Source organism: Tunturiibacter psychrotolerans, from assembly GCF_051013365.1.
GTDB lineage: Bacteria > Acidobacteriota > Terriglobia > Terriglobales > Acidobacteriaceae > Edaphobacter > Edaphobacter psychrotolerans_A.
In genome coordinates this window covers 3,296,603-3,323,159 of the sequence record NZ_CP132941.1, presented here as the reverse complement: position 1 = coordinate 3,323,159, position 26,557 = coordinate 3,296,603, and the positions used below count along the sequence as shown (strand labels likewise).

At 54.8% G+C, this 26,557-nt stretch carries 24 protein-coding genes; 12 read left to right on the top strand and 12 right to left on the bottom strand.

The genetic code is table 11. The features are described 5' to 3' along the window. Nucleotides 1–7 precede the first annotated feature (7 nt). The 9 genes from RBB76_RS13815 to RBB76_RS13775 form a co-directional block, all read right to left on the bottom strand. On the bottom strand, nt 8–1,645 hold the full coding sequence (locus RBB76_RS13815) for an MFS transporter (RefSeq protein WP_429631181.1): 1,638 nt from the start codon (nt 1,643–1,645) through the stop codon (nt 8–10). Continuing rightward, nucleotides 1,642–2,787 carry an HlyD family secretion protein gene (locus RBB76_RS13810; protein ID WP_429631183.1) on the bottom strand — a complete coding sequence of 382 codons (1,146 nt, stop codon included), beginning with the start codon at nt 2,785–2,787 and terminating at the stop codon, nt 1,642–1,644. The genes RBB76_RS13815 and RBB76_RS13810 overlap by 4 nt, the downstream gene beginning before the upstream one ends. 44 nt (nt 2,788–2,831) lie before the next feature. Further along, complete coding sequence (locus RBB76_RS13805; RefSeq protein WP_429631185.1) at nt 2,832–3,266, bottom strand: universal stress protein; 435 nt, start codon at nt 3,264–3,266, stop codon at nt 2,832–2,834. A 33-nt stretch (nt 3,267–3,299) separates the two neighbouring features. After that, nucleotides 3,300–3,722, bottom strand: coding sequence for a hypothetical protein (locus RBB76_RS13800; RefSeq protein ID WP_429631187.1), 423 nt, complete (start codon nt 3,720–3,722; stop codon nt 3,300–3,302). 1,856 nt (nt 3,723–5,578) lie between these two features. Continuing rightward, the gene (locus RBB76_RS13795) at nt 5,579–6,895 is read right to left on the bottom strand and encodes a putative sugar O-methyltransferase (RefSeq protein WP_429631189.1); all 1,317 of its coding nucleotides are present in this window, start codon (nt 6,893–6,895) and stop codon (nt 5,579–5,581) included. A gap of 41 nt (nt 6,896–6,936) precedes the next feature. Then, the gene (locus RBB76_RS13790) at nt 6,937–7,239 is read right to left on the bottom strand and encodes a c-type cytochrome (RefSeq protein ID WP_429631191.1); all 303 of its coding nucleotides are present in this window, start codon (nt 7,237–7,239) and stop codon (nt 6,937–6,939) included. Further along, nucleotides 7,236–8,159: a hypothetical protein gene (locus RBB76_RS13785; protein WP_429631193.1), complete on the bottom strand. Its 924-nt coding sequence runs from the start codon at nt 8,157–8,159 to the stop codon at nt 7,236–7,238. Before RBB76_RS13785 ends, RBB76_RS13790 begins: the two co-directional genes overlap by 4 nt. Before the next feature lie 385 nt (nt 8,160–8,544). Beyond that, entirely contained in the window at nt 8,545–10,389 is a 1,845-nt protein-coding gene (locus RBB76_RS13780) for a glycosyltransferase 87 family protein (protein ID WP_433963569.1), read from the bottom strand. A gap of 365 nt (nt 10,390–10,754) precedes the next feature. After that, complete coding sequence (locus tag RBB76_RS13775) at nt 10,755–11,951, bottom strand: hypothetical protein (RefSeq protein WP_429631195.1); 1,197 nt, start codon at nt 11,949–11,951, stop codon at nt 10,755–10,757. Nucleotides 11,952–12,169: 218 nt separating this feature from the next. On the opposite strand from RBB76_RS13775, the gene RBB76_RS13770 reads away from it, so the two are divergent. The 4 genes from RBB76_RS13770 (at nt 12,170) to RBB76_RS13755 (ending at nt 16,715) form a co-directional block, all read left to right on the top strand. Then, nucleotides 12,170–13,024 carry a tryptophan 2,3-dioxygenase gene (locus RBB76_RS13770; protein WP_429631197.1) on the top strand — a complete coding sequence of 285 codons (855 nt, stop codon included), beginning with the start codon at nt 12,170–12,172 and terminating at the stop codon, nt 13,022–13,024. Next, the gene (locus RBB76_RS13765; RefSeq protein WP_429631199.1) at nt 13,021–14,223 is read left to right on the top strand and encodes an aminotransferase class V-fold PLP-dependent enzyme; all 1,203 of its coding nucleotides are present in this window, start codon (nt 13,021–13,023) and stop codon (nt 14,221–14,223) included. The genes RBB76_RS13770 and RBB76_RS13765 overlap by 4 nt, the downstream gene beginning before the upstream one ends. Nucleotides 14,224–15,120: 897 nt before the next feature. Beyond that, complete coding sequence (locus RBB76_RS13760) at nt 15,121–15,990, top strand: helix-turn-helix domain-containing protein (protein ID WP_429631201.1); 870 nt, start codon at nt 15,121–15,123, stop codon at nt 15,988–15,990. 161 nt (nt 15,991–16,151) lie between these two features. Continuing rightward, nucleotides 16,152–16,715, top strand: coding sequence for a cupin domain-containing protein (locus tag RBB76_RS13755; protein ID WP_429631203.1), 564 nt, complete (start codon nt 16,152–16,154; stop codon nt 16,713–16,715). A 344-nt stretch (nt 16,716–17,059) separates the two neighbouring features. Here RBB76_RS13755 and RBB76_RS13750 read toward each other — a convergent pair whose 3' ends face one another. Then, the gene (locus tag RBB76_RS13750) at nt 17,060–17,449 is read right to left on the bottom strand and encodes a DUF4188 domain-containing protein (RefSeq protein ID WP_429631205.1); all 390 of its coding nucleotides are present in this window, start codon (nt 17,447–17,449) and stop codon (nt 17,060–17,062) included. 294 nt (nt 17,450–17,743) lie between these two features. On the opposite strand from RBB76_RS13750, the gene RBB76_RS13745 reads away from it, so the two are divergent. The 3 genes from RBB76_RS13745 (at nt 17,744) to RBB76_RS13735 (ending at nt 19,264) form a co-directional block, all read left to right on the top strand. Further along, nucleotides 17,744–17,944, top strand: a complete 201-nt coding sequence (locus tag RBB76_RS13745) for a hypothetical protein (RefSeq protein WP_429631207.1) — start codon at nt 17,744–17,746, stop codon at nt 17,942–17,944. A gap of 156 nt (nt 17,945–18,100) precedes the next feature. Further along, nucleotides 18,101–18,688: a ferritin-like domain-containing protein gene (locus RBB76_RS13740; RefSeq protein WP_183978562.1), complete on the top strand. Its 588-nt coding sequence runs from the start codon at nt 18,101–18,103 to the stop codon at nt 18,686–18,688. Nucleotides 18,689–18,970: 282 nt separating this feature from the next. Further along, a complete protein-coding gene (locus RBB76_RS13735) occupies nt 18,971–19,264 on the top strand; it encodes a DUF1330 domain-containing protein (protein ID WP_429631209.1) in 294 nt (97 codons plus the stop codon). Nucleotides 19,265–19,292: 28 nt separating this feature from the next. On the opposite strand, the gene RBB76_RS13730 is transcribed toward RBB76_RS13735, so the two are convergent. After that, on the bottom strand, nt 19,293–19,856 hold the full coding sequence (locus RBB76_RS13730) for a PEP-CTERM sorting domain-containing protein (RefSeq protein WP_429631211.1): 564 nt from the start codon (nt 19,854–19,856) through the stop codon (nt 19,293–19,295). Nucleotides 19,857–20,316: 460 nt separating this feature from the next. Between RBB76_RS13730 and RBB76_RS13725 the strand changes: the two genes are divergently transcribed. The 5 genes from RBB76_RS13725 to RBB76_RS13705 all read left to right on the top strand — a co-directional run bounded on the left by RBB76_RS13725 (nt 20,317) and on the right by RBB76_RS13705 (nt 24,902). After that, nucleotides 20,317–20,967, top strand: coding sequence for a hypothetical protein (locus RBB76_RS13725; RefSeq protein ID WP_429631213.1), 651 nt, complete (start codon nt 20,317–20,319; stop codon nt 20,965–20,967). Nucleotides 20,968–21,096: 129 nt separating this feature from the next. Further along, nucleotides 21,097–21,660, top strand: a complete 564-nt coding sequence (locus tag RBB76_RS13720; protein WP_429631215.1) for a sigma-70 family RNA polymerase sigma factor — start codon at nt 21,097–21,099, stop codon at nt 21,658–21,660. Continuing rightward, entirely contained in the window at nt 21,657–22,535 is an 879-nt protein-coding gene (locus RBB76_RS13715; RefSeq protein WP_429631217.1) for an anti-sigma factor family protein, read from the top strand. The genes RBB76_RS13720 and RBB76_RS13715 overlap by 4 nt, the downstream gene beginning before the upstream one ends. Nucleotides 22,536–22,618: 83 nt before the next feature. Further along, nucleotides 22,619–23,674: an FAD:protein FMN transferase gene (locus RBB76_RS13710; RefSeq protein ID WP_429631219.1), complete on the top strand. Its 1,056-nt coding sequence runs from the start codon at nt 22,619–22,621 to the stop codon at nt 23,672–23,674. 4 nt (nt 23,675–23,678) lie between these two features. Further along, entirely contained in the window at nt 23,679–24,902 is a 1,224-nt protein-coding gene (locus RBB76_RS13705; protein WP_429631221.1) for a Gfo/Idh/MocA family protein, read from the top strand. 16 nt (nt 24,903–24,918) lie between these two features. Here the strand turns inward: RBB76_RS13705 and RBB76_RS13700 are convergent, their stop codons facing one another. Next, a complete protein-coding gene (locus RBB76_RS13700; RefSeq protein ID WP_429631223.1) occupies nt 24,919–26,451 on the bottom strand; it encodes a CehA/McbA family metallohydrolase in 1,533 nt (510 codons plus the stop codon). Between the last annotated feature and the right edge of the window lie 106 nt (nt 26,452–26,557).

Sequence of the window (26,557 nt, the reverse complement as noted above, 5' to 3'; positions counted from 1 at the left end):
TGTTCGCTCATGCTGTTGGTGCAGGCGTTGCCACGACCTGTCTGTATTGTGTTGGGACATGTTCCATGCAAGCGATCACTACGAGGCAAAGTACTGCTGCCCATGCCACAAGGGTGAAGCTGTCGGTGATGGCGAGAGTGAACGCCTGCTGGCGAATTTGAAGACCGAGGATTTCTCCGGCCTGTCTCGAGGCTGTGGCCTTGTCGGTTGTGTGCTGGGCCATCGCAGCACCTAGACCAAGCAAGCGGCGGCGGGTAGAGGGTTCTCCAAGCTGAACGCCGAGACCGAGAATGTTCGAGTGAAACTGCTCGCGGACGGGGATAAAGTGCAGCATCAGAGCACTACCGATTTGTCCGCCGAGGAGACGGACAGTTTGAAAGAAGCCAGCGAAAGTAAGGGTGTCTATTGGGCGGGCAAGAGCGCCGGTGTTGATTAGCTCCAACACGATTGAACCGACCAGAGCGTTGAAGGCGAAGGCCAACCCTATGGCCAGGATGATCTGCGAGAAGATAAAGTTGCTGCCCGACCAGACCGAGGAGAGGTGAGCGTTGAGGATGCAGGCGATCGCAATGAGCGCGAAGCCGAAGGTAAGAATCAGTCTGGGATCGATTCGTCGGACCAACGACATGGCGAACAGGCTGATGAAGAGCTGCGGAAGCGCAACCCAAAGCAAAACTGGTCCGGTCTGGAGTGCGCGATATCCCTGCAAGGAGGCAAGGAAGTTGGGAATGATGATCACTGTGGTCAGTATGGAAAAGCGGAAGAAGATGAGTACTGCGCTGAGCAGAAGCGTGTTGCGCCGAAGAAGAAATTGAAAGTTGATCAGCGGGTTGGGTGTAGTCGAGTGCCGTTCGAGGGCGGCGAAAAGGAAAAAGGCGCCAGTGGCGAAGAGTGCCACGATGGTGCCAGAGTGCAGCCAGTCAAGTCGCTGGCCTTGATCAAGCGCAGTGAACACCAGAGCGAAGCCGAGACTGGCGTAGAGGAAGCTTCTCCAATTCGGTTTGGGCTGTCCTTCTTTTGATTTCGGCATCGGCTGCCAGGGAACACCGAAGTAGATGAGAACGACCATGGCAGGTGCGAGGAGGGCGCCCGTCCAGAAAATCCACCGCCACGAGAGGTGATCTATGTACCAGGCTTCGAGGCTGGTGCATATGTTGGTAGTGAAGACGATATCGATGGCGTACATCGCGATGCCAAGAAGCACATAGCGCATTGGAAGGTTGCGGAGAACGAAAGACAATGTGAGTGGATAAAACGTTCCGGCGGTAAGCCCCGCGCAGACGAGCAAAAAAAGCATGACGGGCAGGCTGGAGGCGAACGGAAGCGACAAGCTGATCAGGCCGAAGAGAGAGGCGCACGCGAGGAGGACGCGGCGCGGTCCCAACAACCCACCGAGATACACGGAGAAAGGGCCTATGAACATCGTGGACGCGGTGAAGGCAGTGCTGATCCAGGAGGCCTCGTCGACGCCTAGATGGAATGCGCCGCGGATGTCGGCGAGTCCAACACTGATCAGGCGTCCGGTGCCGGTCACAAGCATGGCACCTAGCAGGACGCCGAAAACGCCGAGCAAGGGATGAACTGTTTTTACCGCTGCTATAGGCTCTGCTGTGGACGTTGCAGAGGTCGCTTCCGCCGAGGTCACGATTGTGGCCCCCCTGAGCGGGTGTCCTTGCCCGAAGCGTGAACGGTTACGATGGCGGAGAAGCCGGGGCGGAGCCTATCTTTGAGCGGGTGGTCGGGGTCGAGGAGAATCTTCACCGGAATCCTCTGGACCACTTTTGTGTAGTTGCCCGTGGCGTTGTCGGGCGGCAGAAGAGCGAACTGGGATCCGCTTGCTGGAGCGATTTCGTCCACCTTGCCGTGGAGCGTTACGCCGGGAAAGGTATCAACGGTGATATCGGCAATGTCGCCTTTGCGGATGTTGGTGAGCTGAGTTTCCTTGTAGTTGGCCTGGACCCACACGTCTCCCTTGACGAGATCGATGATCTGTACGCCGGGCGCAACGAGTTGTCCTTCGAGGACGTGTCGCTCTCCCACTGAGCCTGCGGTGGGTGCAGCAATGCGGGTATAGCCCAGGTTGACATTGGCGACGACGATTGCTGCCTCCTTCGCCTGGATCTGCGCTCTGAACTCCGCGTCGTGGATATCGAGCGCCTGCCGCTGGCGCCGTTCGGCTTCAAGGAGACTGCGGCTGCTTGCGAGTGAGGCGATCGCGCGGTCGAGGTCTGCCTGTCGGCTGGCGAGTATTCCAGAGAATCGGTCTGCGTCCGCGACGGCAGATTCGATCTGTTGGCGGGTAGCGGCCTTTGAGGCGAGAAGCGCCTCCTGCCGCGTCCGCTCCTGAGTGGCACGCAGCGCCTCTGCCTGGGCGGAGGCGACGGCTGCCTTGGCCGCGTCGACGGTAGAGCTCGCCTGATTCACAAGAGCCTGGGAGTTCTGGATTTTGGCGTCCTCGACAAGCTTGGCAGCCTGATTATCAGCGAGCTGCGCTTTCGCACCTTCGAGCGCGGCTTGAGCTTCACCCAGGGTTGCGCGGTAGTCTTCGTCGTCCAATTGGACGAGTACCTGGCCCGGTGTGACCGGCTGGTAATCGTTGACGTCGACCCTGCGCACGGTGCCTGATATTCGTGTGCTGAGAGGTGTCATGTCGGCGCGGAGATATGCGTCGTCTGTTCGTTGCTCGGCATGTCCGCCCTGCCATGAAGTCCAGTTGTCCTTGATGACGAAAAAGATCAAGGCGGCAACAGCCAGTGTGACGATTGGAACGATGAGTCGCTTTATCATGTCGTTCTTGACTCCAAATGATGCTTGAGTTTCTGTGAGGGGCGCTAGTGCACGCCCAGTACGCTGCAAGGCGCTTCCTGCGCCAGTTCGTATACCGTGCTCCAGAGACGTGCAATGTAAAGGTCCCGTCGATGGAGGCCCAGGACCAGGAGATCGGACTTCTGTTCGCGCAGAAAATGGACGAGTGTTTCCACTTGATGACCTTCGATCAGGTGACTTGTCACTGCAAGACTGTGACCTTCGGCCAGGGTCGTGGCGTCCTCTTGAAGAGTCTGATAGAAGGCGCAGCGATCCTCGTGAAGAATATTTGGGAGCGAGGAATCGGCTGCCGCTGCATACGCAGCATAGACCGGGAGATCAGTCATGACGGTGACGATGTGAAGCTGGGCATTGAGGCTTTTCGCCAACTCCATACCTGACGCGAGTGCTCGCCTTGCCTCTGGCGACTCGTTGTAAGCGACGACGATCTTCTGAAACATGAAAAAGGCTCCCTACCCTGCCGTTTAGTTGCTTTATTCGTCCAAAAAGTCGCGGAATTCGTCTTGTGATTCGTCTTCGAGGCTGCGCGCAGCCCTAAGAACGGCTCCCTGAAGCTCCTCGTCGGTGAACGGCTCGACAATGACGTCGTATCCTCCCGACTCGAGCACGGACGACCAAAGCTGAAAACTGGCCGTGTGCGTATAGACCAGAAGGGCCGGACGCGGACTGAGCAGACAGATTTCATTCCAAAGTGTCCACCAGTCCAGCTTTTGCAGTGCTGCCGGCAAGACAACGACATGGATCAACTCCTCGTTGCGTACAAGTTGCGATAGATCTGACGTGCGAGAGACAAAGAGGAAGGCCGCGTGGAGGTCGGCCAATTGCCGTTGAAACTCAGTCTGCACGTGAGCCTGTCCGACGACGAGCACCCGGAGTTCGCTGTGTTTCTGTGTCACGCTTGAACCTCTTGCCTGGCACTTAGAGCATGGCAGAAAGAACACGAAATAGAAGCGTAAGGAACGGTGATCTCACGGTGATGTCGTTTGCGAAGGCGCTTTGAGCGTCTAGAATGTTTGTGTGATCCTCCGCTTAGCGACGGGAGGGAGAACGCTGGGAGGGACAGGTGCTACTTGAAGTCTGAAAAGGTTCGCACAGCCAACGATGGGCCCCTCTCCGACGAGGCGATTCGCGAGGAGTTGAAGCGGCTTCTTGAGAGCGCGATCTTCTCCCAATCGGATCGACTTGGACGTTTCCTCCGCTTCGCCGTCGAGCAAGTTTTAGAGGGGAATCAGGATGCGTTGAAAGAGTATGCGATTGGGACTGAAGTCTACGATCGCAAACCGCCTTATCATCCGAGTCGAGACTCCATTGTGCGCTCTGAGGCACGCCGTTTGCGAGCCAAGCTCAAGGAATACTACGAGGGCGAAGGCAAGCACGACCCCATCTTTATCTACTTTCGCCTTGGCAGCTATGCCCCAGTCTTTCGCTCGCGAGAGATGCTCGAACGCGAAGAAAAGACATCTGACGACAGTAACGGGGGAAGCGCGGCCAGCCCCGCAGGTACGGCGATCGCGGTGATTCCATTTGCAGCACCCTCCGGCAGCGAGTTTGCTTCCGCGGTTGCGCAGGGGATTACGGACGAACTGGTCCATCGACTGATGCGGGCCGAAGGATGCCGTGTCATTGCAATGAGTTCCATGATGCACCTCGGTGCGCAGACCGCTGACATCCCGCTTCTGGTCGACAAATTAGGTGTCCAGATCGTCTTTGAAGGAACAGTCCGTATTGAGAGCAACCGAATCCGCGTGACTGCGCGGATGGTTGATGCAGATGGCTTCCAAATGTGGTCGCAACAGTTTGAGGCAGAGGCCGAGCCGGAGGGATTGTTTCTTGTGCAGGAACAGATTGCTTCGGCCATGGTAAGTCGGGTCGCTCCGCGTTGCCCTATCACGCGGCTAATTCCGTCTTCAACCAATCCTGTGAATCTGAAGAGATACCCCGCCATTCTGGCGGCTGAGGCGCGGCTCGAGGAAGGAAGCGTGGCGGACGTCGAGGGCGCGCTAAAACGATTCGAGGCAATAGCAATCGCAGACCCCGAGTATGCCCGTCCCTACTGTGGAATAGCCCAATGTTGTTACTGGATGGCGCAACGAGGCGCGCCCGATTCCGCGAACTTTGTAGCGAGGGCAAAAGAGGCGGCCGAGCGTGCTATGGCTCTTGAGCCGTCGATGATCGAGGCGCACACCGCGTATGCCTGCGCGTTGGCGATGGATTGGCAGTGGTCGGAGGCGGAGGGTGAGTTCGAACGAGCGCTCACGCTGGGGTCGCACCAAGGAACCTATCGTCAATATTCGGCATTCTTGAGCGTACTCGGGAGGTACGACGAGGCGTGGTCCTATCTTCAGATTGCACAGCAACTGGATCCTTTTTCGTATCGCCAGAAAGTCTCCTACGCGAGATTTTTGTACGTGAGCCGGCTCTATGAGGAGGCGGTCGAACACTTTGCCAGGCCGTCATCCTATGGACCATTGCCGCTCGAGGTCTCCGCCTTGCGAGCACTCATCGAGGTACAACTAGGGCGCCATACAGAAGCCATGAAGTTGGCGCAGACATTGCAGCGAAACGTGGGGGGACAACCTTTTTTCCGGGGCCTAATCGCCGAGGTTGTCGCTCGGTGCGGCGAGATTGAGGTCGCGATCAAGATGATTGACGATCGTCGCCTCTTCGCACCCGAGACGCCGTTGAGCCACTTTCGGAGAGCTTCACTTGCGCTTGCAATTGGCGATCAAAAACGCGCAGGAAGGTATCTTAATCAGGCATTCGAAGAGAGAGAGGCAGAGCTTCCCTGGGCGGCGGTGGAACCGAGGTTCGACGAGATGCGCGAAAATGAAGAGTTTCGCGCCATCGTTGACGCGGTTGTAAGGTCCACGCCTAAAGCAGTTCGCGTGTAGACCTGTTCCAATATTGTTGCACGCGCTCCCAATGCGCTACCTGCACCCGAAACCTTCTGGCTGTGCCAGCCGGAGGCTCGTGTCTCCGACAGCTTGAATGAGTGATCTCTTTGATCAAAAAGATCTGAGATCGAGTCGTTGGTACGTTCCTTACCTATATAGAGAAAAAAATCTCTCGTCATGCGATCAATTTGCCTGAGATATTCGACCATCGCTTCAGAAGATATGTCCGACATTGCATGAGAGCTGAACGTCAGATCGACGCTGCCGGTAGGCATAGCATCCAGCTCGAATAAAGGTTGTAGCACCACATCGGCCTGAGAGATCGCGTCGGCTGTCAACGGACCCTCGCCATACAGCAAAAACTTTAGGTTTGGGAACGCTTTGATGAGGTAGTACGAAGTCAGTGCAATGCTTTCTGGGACATCGAAATCCAAATAAGTGACCGCGGGGCGATCGCGAAGCAAATAGTAAGCCATTCCCCCAAATCCGCCTCCGATCTCGGCTACGGTGGCGGCTTTTGAGCCGAGCAGGCTGTCTATCCGATGAGCACAATAGTGTGCGTACTCGGCTCCTACGTTTATATGTGTTCCCTCGATCAGCACACCAAAGGGATTGCCGACGCCAGGACCGGCAAGATCGCGCAATACAAAACGGTTTTGAGTCTGTGCTTTCCAGTAATCAAATCGATATAAGACATGACTTAGGTAAAAACGCCGATGAAAGTCTTTGATTGTCCCGCCAAAATAGGCTTTCGACATACCAAAAGGCACGCCTAGCAAACCTGATGAGCAAGGGTCACGAAAGAGGTTTCGGTACATCCTTCGGAGCGTACTAGTATCTCTGGTGAGCAGCGCCTGGGCTACAGGTCCCAAGCTTCCCTGCCGCACCTGCTGCCACCATTCCGAAGCTTTATATATCCTGGGCGCAAATTGCTGCTGTTTCACAGCTTTTATGTACGCCGCGCATATTCTTTCCAGTAACTCATCATCACCCTCGGAATCATCGAGGCGCGATCTGAATCCATCGGTCACATTTTGTAGATCATAACGAGGATCGCCGCTGAAGCGACGCGCGCCGTGATCTGCAAATCTCCACATGCTCCAGCGTGCCGCCAAAAAGTTTTTGGCAGTACTCACCGTCCGAAGAGGATGGCGCAGATGTTTGAGCTTTACCATTTAACCCTTTCCTCAAGGAGCGCTCATAGAAATCCTTAAGCCTACGGATTAAAGAAACGCAATAAGGCTTTTTCATCTTCGGCACTCAATCCTGCGCGTACTCGCATATGTCTCACTACCGTTCCGGAGATGCGAGGAGAAAAGCCCTGGGGAGCATTGTGGCAGCGCGAACAGTTCTGTTCGAAGACTACTTGTCCGTCTCTTTGGGCTGCGTTATGGACAACGTTGCTTTTTGTTTGTTGCTGTGAGTTAGCGGGTAAAGCGCTGCCTTCTTTTGCCTGCGAAAATACATGCGCCGTAGAAAGCAAGAGAAGAGAGAGGGAGATAGGTGCAAAAATCTTCATTTTGATTTACCTTTCCACGCCGGAAAGAGAAACCTATACACAACCCCGGTCTCCCAGATATTAAAGTCTCCAGTCGAAGAGAATTGGCGGGCGTATTGTGCGTTGATCCTCACCTCGTGCGGTAGATGGTAGTTGAGTCCAAAGTCAACTCTCTGCGTGTCTGCGGCTGGCAGAAAATCTGATGGGTCCGGACTGTTTCGAAAGGTTTGCTGCAGTCGGAATACCGGTTCCACCCGCCCGATCAAACTGTCACCGCCGTTAAACTGAGATAGTCGATAGTCGGTCTCAATCCAATAGCCTTGGGAGTGAGCCCCATGCGCATATTCGGAGCGGAGTTTCAGAGGAATTTTTGCCGGCTCCCACCAAAGATGAGCTCCATAAGCGTTGGATAATTGGGTTCCTTCGAGCGATCGGCCATAGGATGCGCCAACCTCCAGTCTTGCTTGCGGAAAGTAGGCGTATACCTGTCCGCCAGTCGAGCGCGATGACTGAAACTCCTTATTTGTGCTGCCTGCTGAGAAGTAGGCTGCATAGCTGATGGAAACTTTGTCCGTTGAGTACGCGTTACCCCTCAGCATCCCTCCTGTCCCGCTGCCACTGCCCATGGTGCCGATACCAAAGATCAATGGAGCATCCAGGCTGCTGATCCAAATTGGCGAAAGTCGTTCGTTGTAGGTTCCAAAGGGGGTGAGAAAGTATCCTCCGACGACGGTTATGTGCGGCGTGGCGATGTAGTCTGCCTGAAGGTACGACAATCCAAGAAATGTCGAATGGTCATACCCCTGACCGTTTCCCTGCGGAGAAAACGTCTCGAGAATATTCGCGCGTGACTCAACCAGCAAATGTTGACCGATTGGAGCCTCGAGCACCGGAACCGCAACAGGCTGATAAGACGTGTTACCAGCATTCGTATTTGTCAAGAAGCCGACGCCTCCTGATAGAAGAGGAACATCCTGAGCGACCAAAGCTGGCACGTTCCACAGCAGCCCCGCAAAGAGCAACGCCGCGCAAGCTGGTCGTCGGAGTATGCGATATCTCAAAGTCAATAAAGTACCCATGCTGTTTCAAAGCTATCGCGAGGCCTTTGCACGCGTGTCAGCCGATGGTCTGGACTCTGTCACTTATTTGTCAGCCTGGCTTCAACGAGAAAGTCGGCGTCACAATGGGGTTTCACTGTCGTGGAAGACAGGTGCGATCTTGGAGGATACTGTAGCCTTCGATGGGCGCGAGGATTGAATTAGACGAGGCCATACTCTCCCCGCACCACTTGCGAACCATCGACTCTTGCAGGCATTCATTTAACCTTCAATAGACGATTCGCCGTCTGCAAAGTGCAGAAAACCAGAGGGCTCTCGCGCAATCGCTCGCATAAATTAAAGTCTGCGAGTCCGCGGCCCAGGCGGGCTCGGTGCTGTTGCATGCTGCCTCGGTGAGCCTGCGTGTTTCCCCGCTGCGTAAATTGCGCAACCAGAGGTTCCAGGTTCCACCTTGCAGCTGGCTATATGTGAGCCAGCTACCGTTTGGAGAAACCGAAGGATACCTCGTCTCGCCCATTTCAAGAGATCGTATCCCTCCGTTTCGATCCGCGACGAATAAGCCCGGCCGATCTTTCGACACAGCTGAGAATATGAGTCCGCCTCCCGGTAAGAACGACATCTCAAGCACATCGAGTTCGGGCGGCGTCATTGGCTTGTCGATGTCGTCTGACCGATCTAAAGCGCGTCTCCAAATGCGCGCTCGACCATGGTCCTCGCGGAGGAACGCCAACCATCGACCGTCGAAGGATGCGACTGGAGATTCTGCCTGACGAATGGTGGTTCTTACTTCCGGCACAGAGACGATTTTAGATTCGTGTCCAGTTTGTTCTACCCATCGGTCACCATTCGCAGCGGCGATACCGAGCTCATCGTCTCCTGTGTTTCCAACTTTGGTGGCGTCGACTCCTTCGACTGCGACATGGTAGCCATTGTCCCGCATCGCCACAAACAAAGCCGCATCCTCTTCAACAGTTGGATGAACCGCCATAAACACTTCTTTTGGAATAGGGATCCTCCATTGATAGTCGACATAGAGAGTCTGTTGATGGCGGAGATTTGATGCGATGCTGAATATCAAAATTGTTCCGAGCGCCATTGACCTCGCGAGACGATCACGCGTTGCGTTTCTGTTTAGCTCCTGCCTGATCAAAGCCGCATAAGTGAAGACGCACAGCCGGATGATGACATAGAGTCTCGGCACTCCAAGCAGAGCGAACCACCCCTCCCCTCGATTATTCGCGCCTCCCACAAATCCTGCTAGCAGGTAGAGAGAGAATAGAATTGCAACCCAGAAGGGTTTCACCTCGTCCTGAAGCGATGCCCATAGCAACGACACAGGCAAGATGAGAAGAGTGAAGAGGTAGGATGTGGATGACGTCGAAACCGCAAGACTAAATATCAAAATCGCTGCCCACTCGAGACGGAGGTTGTGCGGAGATCTGTCATTCGGCATCGCAAAGACGAGGGCTGGTCCAATCAACGCCATCTGCAGGACCGGATGCAGCACCGCAAACAACCACGGAGCACTAATCGCTGGATGCTGGTTTAGCTGCGGCTCATAGATGAAAAGCCTGTGCAGGAGTGATGAGAGAGAGGCCGCTTGCAGGTTGTACGGATCCGAAGCTTCGCCGCGGAGTGCTGATGGCATCACCTGGAGAAGATAAGTGCGGTTTAACTCCCAACCAAAAACATAGATTGAAATAGCTCCGCTTACAAGAGCGCCTGCTACCCCACCCGCAAAGACCTTCAGATCTCGTTTTCTCAGGAAATAGAACAAATAGAGAATTGGAAAGATTTTTAGGCCCGCCGCAAGCCCAACTATCATGCCAGCGAAGAAACGCGTCCCGCAAACATAGAGCCAGCAGGCTAGCGTCAATAAGAACAGTAACAAAACATAATATTGCCCGAACAGGAAGTTTGATCGAAGCGGGAGACTTAATAGAGCTATGAGTGCTAGACGCCGCCAATGAAATCCGGTCAAACTTCGCGTAATTAATAGAGTTGCTACCAGAAGGATGATGTTAAGGATTAGCCATCGGTGCTTTGCACTTAATGCAGACTGCGAGGTAAGTGGATAAATGACAAGAGTTGAGAACAGAGTTAGTGGGGTCATCCCGACCATGCGCTGGTCTATGTCGCGGTGGTCTTTTTGACGCTGAAACCAGACCCAATCGTAGATGCGGGATGTATCGTATCTCTCATGGACAAGACTTGCTGTCAGATAGTAATTGGGAAAGTCGGTGTTCAGCGTATGCCATGCCTTCGGGAAGAGTGCGCACACCCATCTGGGCCGCCAAAAGCACAAGCAACATCCACTCGCTAACGAGAACCCATCGGGCCGACGGTTCAAGGAGACGTTCAACTTTGGAGGCCAATGAATATTCCAATCGACGTTCTCCGCTTGAACAGATCTTAAGATTCGGCGTTTAATTTTCTTGATAGCGGTCCACCGCTGAAGCCGGCTGCTTGGCTTTGCATTCACCGGTTCTGCTTATCGTCCAAGGGGAGCATCTTAATCTGAGGCGTCTTAACAGCTAGTGGTCGGTTACGCCCTCGCTTGTTGAACGCATCTCCTGCTAATGAAATCTGTAGCTCTTCGTCTTCCCTTTCAAGTTTGCCTAGTCGCCATGACTGATAAAACCCGTGAATCGAACAAAACTCAAGGCCATCGAAAAATCTATCTTCCCGAATAATACGGGCGATAAAAAACCTGTGACTGCCGATCCCACGGACAGACTTGATCTCAAGCTCCACGACTCGCGGTGCAAATTCAGGGACCGGAATACTAAATGCGGACGACATCTTTGTTGCGAAGGGAAGGTGGCTCCAGTCAATTGATTTCTTTGTGTGATTATTTGCGAGTTGGTACGCCAAGGCGCCTTGAGACACTGGAAGACTGCTCAATGCGATACGACCGGCTCGTTCTACAAGTCCACCCGCCAACCTTTCGCCTCTCAAAGCAAACCCCATATAGCCGTTACCCAAATCGCCAAGTATGTTCATGGGAAAGATGTTGCCGTTGGCGCTACTACCTACGCTCACAAGCATAATGGGATGAGGGCAGATGAAGATCACCATCCCTGCGCGCCTTTCGAGGAAAGACATCTTTATTCCTTTGGTGTTATCGCGCCTCCATTGCCGATATGCGTGAAGCAAATAGTGAGTGCAGAGACGCGCTCTTGACAGACAATAATTTCTCGAACTTCGAGCTTCGAACAAGATGAACTCTGATTCAGCTTCGGTAACGCTCGTCTGAGGTTTAAGCCCGATCTCTCCTAACACTCGCTTCTGTCCCGCTCGCTCACAAAATTGTAGTGATGGCCGGACCAAGTCTTTTTCGTTTGGTCTTTGGCCCGCATCAAACCCTACGCAGATAGTTAGTGGAGATGCACACACCATAGAATGACGACGGGTTACGTCGCGAGGTGCACCCGCCCCATGCAGCCACACGGTAATCTCTGTCTGCGGCTCTTCCAGTCCGAGCGTGAACTCTTGAGGAAGTAAGGTATTCCCGAAGGCGATTCTCTTGATCGCCATCCGGATTTTGTGCACTATCGACATACGATTTTTCCCGATGAGCGACGTTGTCTTAATTTCGTGGGTCGAGACGTTGGAAGCGGGCTTTCGACAGGAGATGCTGAAGGCATCGATGGCCGTGCCATCGGTGAGCACCATGTTCCGCGATCTAAATTATCGCCACGCCTATGGAAGTGTGTGTCACCGAGTAGTCTTAAGTCTGTCATTAGATTGTCACGCCCAACAAATCCGCCTATGAGCCGAGAAAGCGCAGCAGGGATTTCGGCCCGCACTGTATCAACGGGATATGAAATCGTGAGGCTCAGTTTGAACCAAATCGACCGCTGCCGCTGGAATAGTATTCTAGGTTGGTGAAGATGAATGACAAAAATCAACGCGCCGTCGAACCAGGCATTGTGAGCGACTTTTCCGAGAGACTCAGCTACTCTGGCTACCTCTCTCTTGATGGTCTGCTTGCGCAGCAGCGTCCGCTATCGCATCCTCCCCACCATGATGAAATGCTGTTTATCGTCCAGCACCAAGTTTCTGAACTGTGGATGAAACTCGTTATCCATGAGCTTGCCGCCGCGATCGACCATCTAGGCCACGACAGACTCGCTCCCTGCCTTAAGATTCTGTCGCGCGTGAAACTCATTCAGATGCAACTGTTCGAACAATGGGCTGTGTTGGAAACGCTGACACCGTCGGAATACATGGAGTTTCGCTCTGTCCTTGGAAGTGCCTCGGGGTTCCAGTCGTATCAGTATCGCAAACTGGAATTTCTGCTCGGCAATAAGAATCTTGACACCATAAAGGTGTTCGCACACGATGCAGCGATCTACGAGGATCTCAAGCGCACACTTGAATCTCCCAGCCTCTACGACGAGTTCTTGCGTTATCTTTCTCGCCGAGGCTATGGCATTCCGGACGAATGTCGCGAACGAAACTGGTCGGCGCCACGTGGTAGGAATGAATCTCTGGTGGCAGTATTTCGTGATATTTATCGCAACCCTAAACAGCACTGGGAAGCGTATGAGATGTGTGAAAAACTCGTCGACGTAGAAGAATACTTTCAACTCTGGCGTTTTCGTCATCTCAAAACGGTCGAGCGCATCATTGGCTTTCGCCAGGGTACGGGCGGCTCATCAGGTGTCGGCTTTCTGCGTCAGGCGCTTGAGCTTACCTTCTTCCCCGAACTTCTGGCTTCGCGAACCGAGGCACCGCGAGAATGAGTCTCGCCCGTACTATTGCATCCGTTGGAACCGGTGTTCTCACAGAAGATGAACTGCGGCTTCACGTTTTCCCACTCTTCTCGAAGACGCTCTCGGTACCGGGCATCTATCTGGCGAACCACTCGTTGGGCCGGCCGCTCGACCGGACTGAGGATGATCTTTCGGAAGGCTTTCGTCTCTGGCAGACCAGGCTCGGAGATGCCTGGGATCAGTGGCTCGAAGAGGAGCAAGGGCATCGTTCGCGTCTTGCGCAGCTCATTGGCGCTTCCAGGTTCGATTGTATTGTGCCGAAGACCTCGGCGGGACAGGGGCTGCGGGCTGTACTCAATGCTCTTCCGGGCGTGCCTCGTGTCGTCTCGACTACAGGGGAGTTCGACTCGATCGATGTGATTCTGAAGCAGTATGCCGCGGTGGGTAAGATCAACGTTCAGTTTGTCGCTTGCGAGGCGTCAGATGGCGGTATCGATCTTTCGAAATTGATGGAGAAGATCAGCGGCGGTTCGGATCTTGTGATCATTTCCCAGGTGATGTTTATGACCGGGCGGGTGGTGCCTCATCTTGAGCTTCTCTCAGAGCACTGCCATCAGGTCGGTGCCCGTCTGCTCGTTGATGCTTACCATTCTGTTGGAGTCTTTCCTGTCGACGTCACCTCCATGAATACCGATTTTATGATTGGCGGGAGTTACAAGTACCTCCGTGGGGGGCCTGGAGCGGCCTTCCTGTATGTGTCTCCGGATGCACTGTCGAGCGGTCTAAAGCCAATCGATATCGGCTGGTTCGCCAAAGACCACCCTTTTCTCTACGAACGGCCTGATCCGCCGCGCTTCGCTGGGGGCGGGAGCGCTTTCCTCGAGTCGACCCCTCCCGTTCTGACGTACTATCAGGCTCGCGCGGGTCAGGAGCTTACGCTTCAGCTTGGAGTCGACCGGATCAGAGCGTACAACCTGGATCGTCTCAGCCGTCTGAAACGGTATCTCTCGGACTTTGGCGTTCAGTCAGAGGGGGCGGACGAAGGGCACGGAGGGTTTTTGACGGTAGAAAACTCCGAAGCGGTGTCACTTTCTAAAGCACTTGAAGGCCGCGGTATCACGACGGACGCGCGTGGCCGATGGCTTAGGCTCTCACCCGATTACCTGACGCCTTATAGTGCTTTGCATGAAGTGGCAGCCGCTTTGGCGTCGATTCTCACAGGGAGTTAGGAGTACGGCTTGCGCCGTACCCGTTCTTAGTTCACCGGGTGGAACGTCACCAACACTGTGACGAAGATTACTCCGAAGAGGATCACCAGCAACGGCCACCAGCTATTCAACCAGGACGATTCACTTGACGAACTCATCTCAACAATTCTCCTTGACCACCTTCAAATCCTAACTGAGAACCGGCAAATCTTCTAAGCGGAGAGTGCTTCAGGTACCCCCCTCCCCCCTGGGGGTATTTTGCAAGGAAGTCTCTTGGATGCATGAGGTTAGAGACAGGTTGAGCCGCTAAAATATTGCATTCATGTGACTTACGCCTAAAATACTTGTTTTGAAGCAGTTAGGTGCCAGCTGAGGCGCTGCCCTCTTGGTGAAAGTGACGTGGTGTTTTGTGGTCCTTTCGTGGTGTGATCGTGGTTCGTTGTGGACGGGTTAAATGTGGAGGGCTGCCGCAGCTTTCGCCGTGGCAGCCCATGATTTTGATTTCTTATTTAATTGTAGCGAATCAGACATAACTCATACGCCAAACTTGGCGAAGATTTTCCTGATTATTTTGGTCAACAGCATTGGTGCTGGCTGAACTGATATGCCATCGCCCTCGAGCTTGCCGAAACCTGACTTCGCGGGAGTTCAGGTCGGAATACTTAGCACAACGGCGTTTCTCCTTACCAATCCTCGCGGGGCCTGGTTCAATGAGTGCATTGGCCTGATATCAACACTTGAGGACGACGTAAGCACATCGCTTCCGACAAGCCATCTTGTCATCACTAGTCTAATCCCTCATCAAATGTGTCAGTTTGAACGCTTGGTGTCAGAAACTTGCTCCAGTGATGTTGGAGTCTGACACAATAGCCGAGAATATCGTTTCTGTACTGAAACTTGCGCCGGAAGGGTTTGGCCATGCCTCTAAGCCAATTTTCGCGGCCCGCACGGTGCCTCGAGCCGTTCGTTCGCTTCTACGTCCAGCGCGACGTCCGGCTTGGTGGGGCAACAGTAGTTCATCCCGTTCCCGCTCGCCCCGCACCGATGATTGTGTTCGACTTCAACGATCCGACAAATGTGTTGCACTATGCGCAGAGTGAAGTTGAGAAGTCTCCCCGCGCCGTCGTGGTCGGACCCCAGACATATCGCCGGCTCGAGATGCAGTTACGTGGCGCACTCGATACGTTCGTAATCGGATTTCAGCCGGACGGGATATACCGTCTGTTCTCTGTCCCTACCAGCGAGCTGACGGACTTCGATTGTGAGGCACACTCCGTTCTGGGTAGTGTGATTACGAAATTAGGGGAGCGCCTTGGCAACGCCAGATCTTTCGCTGAGCGTGTGCAATTGGTTGAGGAAGTGCTACTGCCGCCGGCGCTCCGATCAGGCGACCAGGACGGCATTTCCGCTGCCGCGCATGGGATTATCCTTGCCGGCGGTCAAGCTCGAATCACCAATTTAGCCTCTGCGGCCGGATTGGGCATAAGGCAGTTTGAGCGAAGATTCTTGCGCCAGGTAGGAATGCGGCCCAAGCTATTTGCGAGGGTCGCCAGGTTTGAGGCCGCACTGGAATATAAGGCGCGTTTCGGCAAGAGATCGTGGGTTGATGTCGCTCATTCGTTCGGCTATCACGACCAGATGCACATGATCCACGACTTCGCTGAGTTCACCGGCGCTACTCCGTCGGACACCCTGAATCAACTGGAAAACGTCTATGTAGAACAGATCAAATCCTTGCGATCGGGCGGGGACCCTCCGTCCGGAGATCCTCTGCGGCTCGTTCTCTGACAGTCATGAGTTGAACTAACTCATACGGGAAGATCGTACGGGTAGATATTTACTCCTTGAAATGTCGTATTTCTACTATCTCGTGGATCGTGCCGCGGCTAGCCTCGGGTCAAGAAGTAGGGAGACCGAGTGATATGAAGCCGATAAACAGAAGGAAATTGTTGACATCAAGTGCCGCCGTTGTGGCGGCTTCCACGTTCTCGCTAGCAGAAGCGCAAAGTGGCCGCACTCCTGCTGCAGGCCCCTTTGCTGTTCGAGCGGGTGAGGGCCGCCCTGGCGGGCAATGGCTTGTCCACGGAGAAAAGGTCTTTACGACGAAGGTCTCAGGAGCAGACGTCGGCAAGACCTTCGCTATCATCGAGGTTCATACGCCGCCTGGCCTTGGGCCTGAACTGCACGTGCATCCCGCTCAGAATGAGTTGATCTTCGTGCTCAAGGGGAGCATCGGTTTGCAATGTGGTTCTGACCGCACCATTCTTCGAGCCGGCGATGCCTTCATGGCGCCTCTCAATGTTCCCCACGCTTATGTGACTCTAGGGACGGAGCCTGCGCACATGCTGCATCTCTTCAATCCAGCCGGGGACATGGAAGGGTTTTTCGCAGACTATGCCCCGCTTGTGAGCGTAGACGGGGAACCCGATCATCAGAAACTCGCAGAGGTCAGCGAGAAGCATGGAGTCAAGGTAGTGGGACCGCCACTCATGGCTTCGAGTTTCGCTTCGTAGAGTTCATCCAGAGACTTTGCTGCACCGCAACCCAAGACTGACTTCAGGGACGGTGCAGCTTCTCTTTCCAGACTATGAGTACCGAGAACGCTCTTCTCGTCAGTTGTCATCTCAATGAGCGCAAAATCGCCAATGCACTTATCGAGCCTGATTCGTATTGATAAGTCGGTTTCACGGTAGTAGCAATCCTCTGACGGCTGACGATCGTTCCCTGAAAACGGAGGTTCAGCAAGTTCGAATCTCTAGGGCACGCCTTCGGGGAGGATGAGATTGGGCAGCTTCGGCCTGCGATCAATCGACGGCGGAATACCTTGCGGTGGTTGGCGGCAAAACGTGCATTGGTTTTATGCGGGTGGGGGTGGCGGGGCCATGCGGGTGCGGGCGTCGCGCAGGTGGCCGGTGGCAGGTGTGTGGGTACCACCGGCCTGGGCGAGGCCGAAGCGGGGCATGTTGGCGTAGACGCACTCATACTGACCGGCGGCGACCCGGTAGGTTTCGTGCCAGATGCCTACGGTGCCGTCTCCTCCGATGTTCTGGTTGAAGGCCTTCCATGCGGGGAGGTGGGAGGCGTTGCGGGACTGAGCGTAGTCGACGAGGTGGTCGAAGGAGCGCCAGTATTGGGTGACCATGACGCCGGGAAAGTAGACGGAAGAGAATCCACCGAGGAAGCCTAGTTCGGGGTGGGCGTAGAGTTCGCTGAGCATGGGGCCCATGGCTTTGCGGTGGGAAGCCACTTGTTGACAGCCAGGAGACGGTTGATGCGAAGGCCTATAAGGAAGACGACGAAAGGACCGTCGATATGGGTGGTGAATCGGCCTGCATGGATGGTGGGCATTGGGTTGAAGCGTAACGCCGTTTCGGGGGACAGACGCCCATTGCTGATCGAAGGCCGGACGCCTTTTGTTGAATAGATGAACAAATCTGGGGGTGGCGTCGCCGGGTGCTGAAGTGGGTGGATAACGCGGCGAGATGCGGCGCCATCGTAGTGGTTGGGTGATCCGTTTCCCAGAAAAGGCAGTGAACAAACCATGGCAAAACAAGCGCATATGGATGCCGCGCGGCATCATAACGAAGCAGCAAGTCACCATCTCAACGCAGCCGAAAAGCACGACATGGGCAACCATGATGAGGCTCACAAACACTCCCAGAAGGCACATGAGTCGTCCACGGCGGCGCATGGCAAGTCAACAGATGCTCACACGAAGTCGGCATCGTCGGCTAAGAAATAGCTTAGAGCCAGAGGGGGCGCGGTCATTCCGCAGCCCTCTCGTTACTTAAATAAACCTTGTGAGATGGCCAACTTTGAAAAGGAACTGTGTCTCTCATAGGGTGATTCGCACGTGGCGCGAATGCCAGGAATCTATAGATCAACACAGGAGATTGACATGCCACTTAATGACGTTTTGCTGGATGAGTTGCGCGATATGTACAGCGCGGAAAATCAGTTAGTGAAGGCGCTTCCCAAGCTTGCCAAGGGAGCGAAGGACGCGAAGCTGAAGGAACTTTTCACGAAGCATTTAGAAGAGACCAAGGGCCAGGTGGAACGGTTGAAGCAGGTCTTCGAGCATCTGGGCGAGAAGCCTACCGGGGAGCACTGCAATGGAATGGAGGGCATCGTTGAAGAAGGAAAGGATGCTCTGGAGAAGGATGAAGAGGGAGCGTCATTCGATTGCGGTTTGATCGGCGCGGCGCTGAGGACCGAGCACTATGAGATCGCGGGATATCAGGCGACAATCGCGATGGCTAAGACGCTCGGGATGCAGGATGTGATTGATCTGCTGACGGAGAATTTGAATGAAGAGCTGGCGGCGGCGGCGAAGATCACCGAGGCTGCGCAGCCAATTCTTCTGGAGAGTTCGCAAGAGCCGGAGCATAAGAAGAAGGCTATGTCTGCGAAGGAGAAGACGTCTGCGCAGAAGAGCCGCGAAGATGAAAAGGCGGCTGCTCCTGGGTTGAGGAAGAAAGCTTCCTGATTCCACGGTTGAGCCAACATAACTTTGGACGGTGGTGGGATGAGACGGTGCCGAGAAGGCCTAGCTTGGTAGAGCATGGCGTTCTGTAAGCAACTTCTCATCCCGTCCTTTGCAGACATGCGAAGGAAACATGCGGAATCTCGTCAGTTCCCGGACGTTGGAACGCGTGCAAATGTCCTTCGACAAAATAGAGAACAAACTCTTCACTGATTTATTTGGTATCTCTGCGACTGAAGTCGCATCCAAACTCTGCGGTCATTGCATTCGAAAGAGGGTAGCGATATGAAGAAGGGTTATTGGGTGGTTGCGTATAGGACGGTTGGTGACGAGGCGACGATGAAGAGCTACGTGGCGTTGGCTGTAGCGGCATTGGGGCAGTTTGGGGCGCGCACGCTGGTGGCTCCGGGCGGCGCAGTTACGGCCCACGAGGCCGGGCTGAAGCAGATGACGGTGGTGGTTGAGTTTGATAGCTACGAGCAGGCGCTGGCGGCGTATGAGAGCGCGGATTATAAGAAGGCTCTGGTTGCGCTTGGGTCGGGCGTGGAGAGGGATTTTCGGATCGTCGAAGGAGTGTAGACCCGTCAGCGAATGTGCGCTCGAGGCATTATGGTTTCGTGGGGATAGGCCGGCCGCCTCGATGGAGGCGTGTTAAGGCGGCGCCGACGGTGCCGGTGGCGAGCAGGAGGAGGGTGGCGGGCTCGGGGACGGCGGGTGGATTTATTGGAGTTGTCTCCGGGGCGATGGTGAGGTGGTAGAAGTCGGGTCCCTTGATGGAGTTGGCCAGGTCGATCAGTTGGTAGGAGCCTGAGTTGATGGCTGCCGTGTCGAAGAGGTTGCCGGGCGTGCCGGTCTGCGAGATGAAGGAGATGAGTGGGGGGCCGGCGAGGGTGATGTCGTTGAAGGTAAGACTGTCGCCTGTGTTGCCGATGCCGGTGAAGAAGGTGACATCAAAGGTTTTGCTGCCGACTCCGTCGATGGTTCCCGCGGTGGTGAGGGTGGGCACGGTGACGAGGTGGAGGGAGATGGGAAAGGTGAACTGTTGCGGAAGGGTGAAGGTGTAAGTGCTGGAGTCGCCGGTGATGGTGAAGAGATCGGTGGTGTCGGCGTGGGCGGCGGGATGGATCAGGGCCGCGGCGAGCGGCAGGAGGGCCAACAGAGCTTTGCGCATGGAGGAGTTCCCTTCTCGAGTTCTGGTGAGTACAGGTTGCAGTCGATCCTGTTGGACGTCAAGTGAATTGTGACGTGGCTCAACAGTGCGGGGTTAAGAGAATGCTCGCCAAGCGCAAGATGGCGGCGCCGGTGCGGCCGGGGTGTTCCCCCTTAACTTGGTGATTTGCGACGGACGTGCTCCCGTAATCAGAAGTGGGGATAGAGCTCTCTCTGTTAATCGGGAATAAACGAACGGGAACGGTGTTCCGATCTTAACGGGCGCAAGAGACAGCACATACGATCAAGTGCGTCGCGCCGCAAATCATTTGGATTGAGGTACTGCTTTGACTCCCTATCTGAGTTCAGAAATGGACATCGCCCGTTTCGGCGTGTCTAACGATCATTTTCCGTCCCTAGATTCTCGAGGAGAAGGATCTCAGGATTCTTCTCAAGTTGAAATATCTGATATATCATGTTTCTTGAACAGCCTCTCCAACCAGACCGGCTCTCCGGTCTCGTTGCTGGGTGCTGAGAGGTCCATCTGTAGATTGCGTCTGGACCTGATCGAGATGCTGCGTCTCTCGTTGCACGCCGTGGACTATGCGACGAAAGGCTATGCTTTGGGCCTCGTTGAGTTTGCCTTGCAGTCCTCCGGTGGACGAAAGAAGCTGGAGTGCCTTCGTCACAGGATCATCGCGGCGAGCGATGAGTTGTGCGAAGGAGAACTCGACGATTCACAGCTGGATTTTGTCGAATCCGCGCGGACAATCTCTGCGGCCTTGTCGTCCACATGTCAGCAGGCAAATGAGATTTCTTCGCACACCGTTGCGCTCCTGGGCGTAGGTATACGTCCGAACTCGCGAGAGTTAGTCGAACTGGGTGAGCGGGCAAACCGTATGTTGCGACTGTGCATTGTGGCGTTTCTGAAACAGAAGGTTGAGTACGCCGAGGCCGTTCTGCGCGACATTGACGAGTGGAGACAGGGTCTTGAGGACAAACTCTCCGGGCAGAACTCCGGCGCATCGGGGACGAGAGACGTGAGCGAATGGGCGATCTCGGAGAGCTTGACGCGAATTATGGAAAATTTGCGCCTTATATCAGTAGGGTCCCTATTACCGTACCGCTCTTAGAAGGTTGGCGTTTAGCCTTCGCGGTACCGGTACGAGGGACGCTCCACACAGGGCGGTCCTGTGTGTACCCGAGAATTCATTTTTTTCGGGAATATTCGCGCAAGTCCGGTTTTGTAAAGGTAGTGAACTATGTCTTTGACCCCTGAGGGCTCACCTGTTGTAAAGGCTGCTGCTGGTATCGAATACATTGATGGATTGTTCAGCTATGCGCTTGTACTCACGCGTAATCGGAGTGAGGCAGAAGACCTGGTGCAAGAGACCTATGTTCGCGCCATACGGGCGATGGGAAGTCTACGCACTGGGAGCAACGTAAAGGGCTGGTTGTTTACGATCTTGCGGAACATTTGGTTCAATCAGTTACGGCATAGGCGCACCGCAAAAATTGTTCCGATGGATGGAGAGGAGAGCGCTATGGATATTGCAGAGACTGCAAAGGATCCTTATGCGTTCTATGTGAGTAAGGTGGAACATCAGCAAGTGCGCGAAGCAATTCAACAACTGCCAGCGGATTTTCGCGAGGTCATTTTGTTGCGTGAGTTCGAGGAGCTTTCCTATCAGGAGATTGCAACGATTTTGGATTGTCCCGCAGGAACGGTCATGTCGCGCCTTGCAAGGGCGCGCAATAAGTTGCGGACGTCACTTTCGACCGCTTTTAAGACCTCCAATTTCGCCAGGAAGGAGGTCATGGAATGAACACTGGCGATGAACATAGCTATGACATCTCACTCTATCTTGACAACGAATTAAGAGATCAGGAATTAGAAGATTTTCTCGCTCATCTTGCAGACTGCGCCGACTGTAAAAGTCAGCTTGAGGAAGAGCAGGCACTTGCGGATCTTCTGCATCGTTCGCGGCCCCTCTACAGAGCTTCTGCGGAGCTGCGTGCTCGCGTCACTGCAGCTCAGCATGTCTCGGTGACCGGGCATACACCGGAGCGTCTTCACGGGCGTGTGTTGCGGCTCTTGAAGCAATCAAGGGGGGCCAGCGAATTCAGGGCGTTCCCTTGGAGAGCGGTGGCTACAATTGCTTTCGTGTTTGTGTTGGGGATGGTATTCGTTCCAACTATCGCTCGGCATGCGCGTGCTGCTTCCTATGTGGATACGGCGTTGAGCACGCACCGAAGCTATCTTGACGGGAAACTTCCGCTCGAAATTAATTCGGAATCTCCAGAAGAGGTAACGGCATGGTTTTCAGGTAAGGTTCCCTTCGACTTCCGATTGCCGACATCTCGATTGTTGGCAAATGACCAACCTGCGTATCGACAGGTTGGCGCCAGAGTGGTGAACTATGGGGACAGTTACGCCGCTTTGGTCTCGTTCGCGATGAAGAACGACCGGATTAGCCTACTAGTTGCTTCGAGCAAATCCGCCGAGGCATATGGCGGGGAGGAGATCCTCTCACGCGGGCTAACCTTCCATTATCAAACGAAGGCGGGGTTCAATGTGATTACCTGGACCACGCATGGGCTCACCTACGCGCTGGTCTCAGAGTTGCACACTTCCGCTAGCCGGTCGTGCCTTGTCTGTCATCAGAACATGGCTGACAAAGGTGAGTTTCGCGAACCGTGAGTCCGGGGGGGGTCGGACTTCAAGATTTGCTTCGTCTTCTCTAGATGCGTTTCGACAGGTTCCGGGGATATTCTGTTTTGTAGATGCCCCGATTGATTCAGACATTACGCGCCGCAGCGATCCTGGCTGCATTCTCACTTTCAGCCACAGGCTCTGGTTTCACCCAAGAGAAACCTCTCGCGCTTTTCCATGACGTCCACCGCGCCATGGGATCGGAGTTCTCCATCGATCTGTATGCTCCGAATCAGGAGACGGCAGACCGGTGGATGCAGCTCTCCTTCGAGGAAGTTGATCGAATCGAAGCGCTCCTGAGCAACTATCAGCCAACGAGCGAGCTTTCACGTATCAGCCGTGAAGCCGGTACGCATCCGGTCACCACCGATCCCGAAACGTTCGACTTCCTCCAGACTGCATTGTCCTGGAGCAGTCGTTCGGACGGAGCCTTTGATATCACGGTTGGGCCTCTGATGCGGGCATGGGGATTCTTCTTCAATCACGGACGCATCCCGACGGAAGAGGAGTTGCTCGCTCTGAAGAAGCAGACGGGCTGGAGCAACATCCACCTCGATGCGTCGACTCGCACTGTCTCTTTCATCAATCATTCTTCGATGGAGCTCGATCCTGGTGGCATCGGCAAAGGCTACGCAGTTGATCGCGTCGTCGCGTTGTTACGTCAGCAACATGTATCCGCCGCGCTGATCTCGGCGGGAAGCAGTACCATCTATGCGATCGGCGCTCCTCCCGGATCGCAGGGGTGGCCGGTAAACGTTGCCGATCCTGCGCATGCCGGAAGGACTCTCAGCACAATTCTCCTTGTGGATACTTCTTTGTCCACGTCCGCCTGTACGGAAAAATTCTTCATCAAGGACGGCCATCGTTACTGCCATATCCTTGATCCACACACGATGCATCCTGTCGAGAACATGCTGCAGACCACTGTCGTCGCACCTTCCGCCACGGACAGCGACGCTTTATCCACGGCGACGTTCGTCATGGGTCCGGATGCGTCGGCGCGTCTGCTGCAATCCTGCCCGCAGACGGAGGCCGTGATCGTATCAGGCACTCCTGCCAGTCCGCGCTATCGGGCTATCCATTGGCCATATCCACTGCACGAAACAAAAAAGAAAAGAGAGTACTGACACGATGATGAACCGACGTCTTTTTGTTCAAGGTCTATCCGCGGCAACACTCGCAGCAAAGTCGATGACGTCCATTGCGGCGATGGACGTTGCCGACCCAGCTGCCCCTGCGCCTGTTCGCCTTGGAATAATAGGGCCCGGGAGTCGAGGCAAAGAGTTGATCCGCAATTTTCTGCGCGTACCCGGAGTGACCATCGTCGCGGCAGCAGATGTATACGCGCCACGCTTTCAAGAGCTCAACCAACTATGCGGATATACCGTTGCGTCGCACTCCGACTACCGCGCTCTGGTGGATCGCAAAGACCTTGACGCTATCGTCGTCGCGACACCGCTCAGCTTTCATGCGGAACACGTGATCGCGGCGCTCGAAACTGGACGCCACGTATACGGCGAGAAGACGATGGCCTTCACCGTGGCCGAAGTAAATGACGTTGTAAAAAAAGTTGACGCCGGCAAGCAGATTTTTCAAGTGGGCCATCAGTATCGCTACGCACCATGGATTCGTTCCGCCATCGACTATGTACAGCGTGGAGAGATCGGCGATGTGACCCATATCTATGGATACTGGCACCGCAATAACGATTGGCGCCGTCCGGTGCCTGATCCCTCTCTCGAACGCCTCATCAACTGGCGCCTCTACAACGAGTATTCGCTCGGGTTGTTGGCCGAGCTGGGCTCGCACCACATAGACATTGCAAACTGGGTCTTCGGTGAAACAGCGCAAGCCGCGTACGCGACCGGCAGCATCGCGGTCTACCACGATGGCCGAGAGAATGACGATAACGTGCAGGCAGTGCTGAGCTACTCCAATGGGCGGCGCTTCGTCTTCAGTTCGCTGACTGACAATGCCGAGGTGGGTAACCAGCTTTGGATCTACGGCACCAAGGGCAGCCTGAATCTCACGCTCGAAGACGCGGAGTTTTTTTACGAGCCGAAACGCGCTAGCCAACTCCCTTCAAAGCCTGGCGAGAAAGTGAAGGCCATCACTGCCGGGGCTTCTTATCGTCCGGCGGGGGAGATGCCGTACCGTGGTGCCGGCAAGCGTCTCGACATTCCCGTGACCGAAGATCCGACGACCACCGCTTGCCGAGCCTTCATCGAATGCATCCGTACAGGTCAAAAGCCCGTCGCTGACGCGCGTGTCGGGATGCGCTCAGCAGTATCGGTTATCACGGCGAATCAAGCGTTGAGTGCCAGACGGGAACTCGACGTTCCGGCGCCGATCTAAAGGTCTGCGGATGCGCCTAAAAGTTCAAGTAGATGGGATTTCCCAGGATCAATAGAGATCCTTCTGCTGATCGGATATTTACTCGAAGCCAGTGGCGCTTACCATCGCTTACATAGTCGAAACTGCGCATCTCTTCTGTTGTCTTTATCGGAGAAGCGTCGACGAGTGTCGTGAGATCACCATCGCGGATAATTTCGGGGTGGGCATTTTCGAGGCCGAGCATCCTGATGGTGAAGCGAACCTGTTGGCCTGTGGGGGAAGCCAGGAAGTCACCCATCGATGCGGTTGTTGTGCCGGCATTTGCGGAGAATTCGAGGGTGCGGTCTTGCGTTCCCTCGATGTCGATGAAGACGTGCCCGGCGCGGATGCCGTTCAGGATTGCCTCTTCCGTGAGGTTCGGAGCATAGACGACCGTGGTGGGATGTCCAACGGCTGAACGTATGCTGGGGCCATAGTCGGCATCGTGGTTGTCGCTGCCGCCAATTGCGGTGAGCCGAAAGCCCTTGTTCAGTTTGTCCTGCCAAAATGGGATGCCGGACCTGGGGCCGTCGAGCGAACCGCCGTTGATGGCTTCGATTGCGTTGATGCGGGTGAAGTCGGTGTCGGGGGCCGTCCAGCCGCAGCCCATGCAGGCAGCGCCAGATGGCGAACCTGGATGATTGAGAGAGATGATGCCGTGGACTTCCTGCACTTGATCGAGCAGTTTATTCACCGTGGGAACGTGAGGGCTGGTGAGTCTGAAATCTATGAAGGCGGTTGTTCCGAAGACATTGGCGTGTCCCTGAAATGTTGTGACTTCACGCCCGGGCATCAGCAGAAGCTTGTCGAAGTATGGTTGCAGTTCTCGCATGTCGTTGTATTGCGACATGGTGTTGTGATCGGTGATCGCGATGAAGTCGAGTTTTCGATTCGCTGCGTCCTCTACCGTCTTGTAGAGTGGGCACGGAACCTTTTCGCCGGATTGGCTCTTGCAGGAGCCATCGCTGTGCGCGTTGTGCATGTGCAGGTCTCCTCGATACCATGCGGCTCCTTCGCGCAGAGGCTTTTGGCTGAAGGTCGAGCCTTCGAGAGGATCGTTCAGGTGAGAGAAGTAGATCTTCGCTTCATATTCGGAGCGCACACCTTCTTCGATGTTTGGAACTCCAAGAATTAGCTTCCACTTTCCGGGAACAATCACGCCAGGGAGATAGGATGGCGTCGCGTCGGTCTCGGAGATGGTGAAGAAGCTTTTGTTGCCGCCGCTCCAGCCGCGGAACCGTTCGGTGTCGAAGACGCCTAGATCGAGATTGGTGTGTTTGTCATGTTCAGTATACGAGAACTCCACGGAGAGTCGAGTGACATCCTTGCCGACGGCGAAGGGTAGTTCGAGGTAGGTTTGACGATCGGCGTAGGTTACAGTTCCGCGTAGGACGAGGTCAGGTTTTTTCTGTTGAGCACGTCCCTTGGTGCTCGCGAAGGCGCAAAGGAGCAGAACGAAGACGGTGGTCAAGCGAAGGAGTCTGGATGAACCATGGCGCAGCGCTGACAGAACGATCACAATACTTGGCATCCAAAAATCTCCCTTGGCAACACTGAATTTTCGTTCCCTCTTTTGTGAAAGGGAACCGCGTGGCCCTGCATTGAAGACAGTAGGATCGAGTCCAAGTTGTCAACGC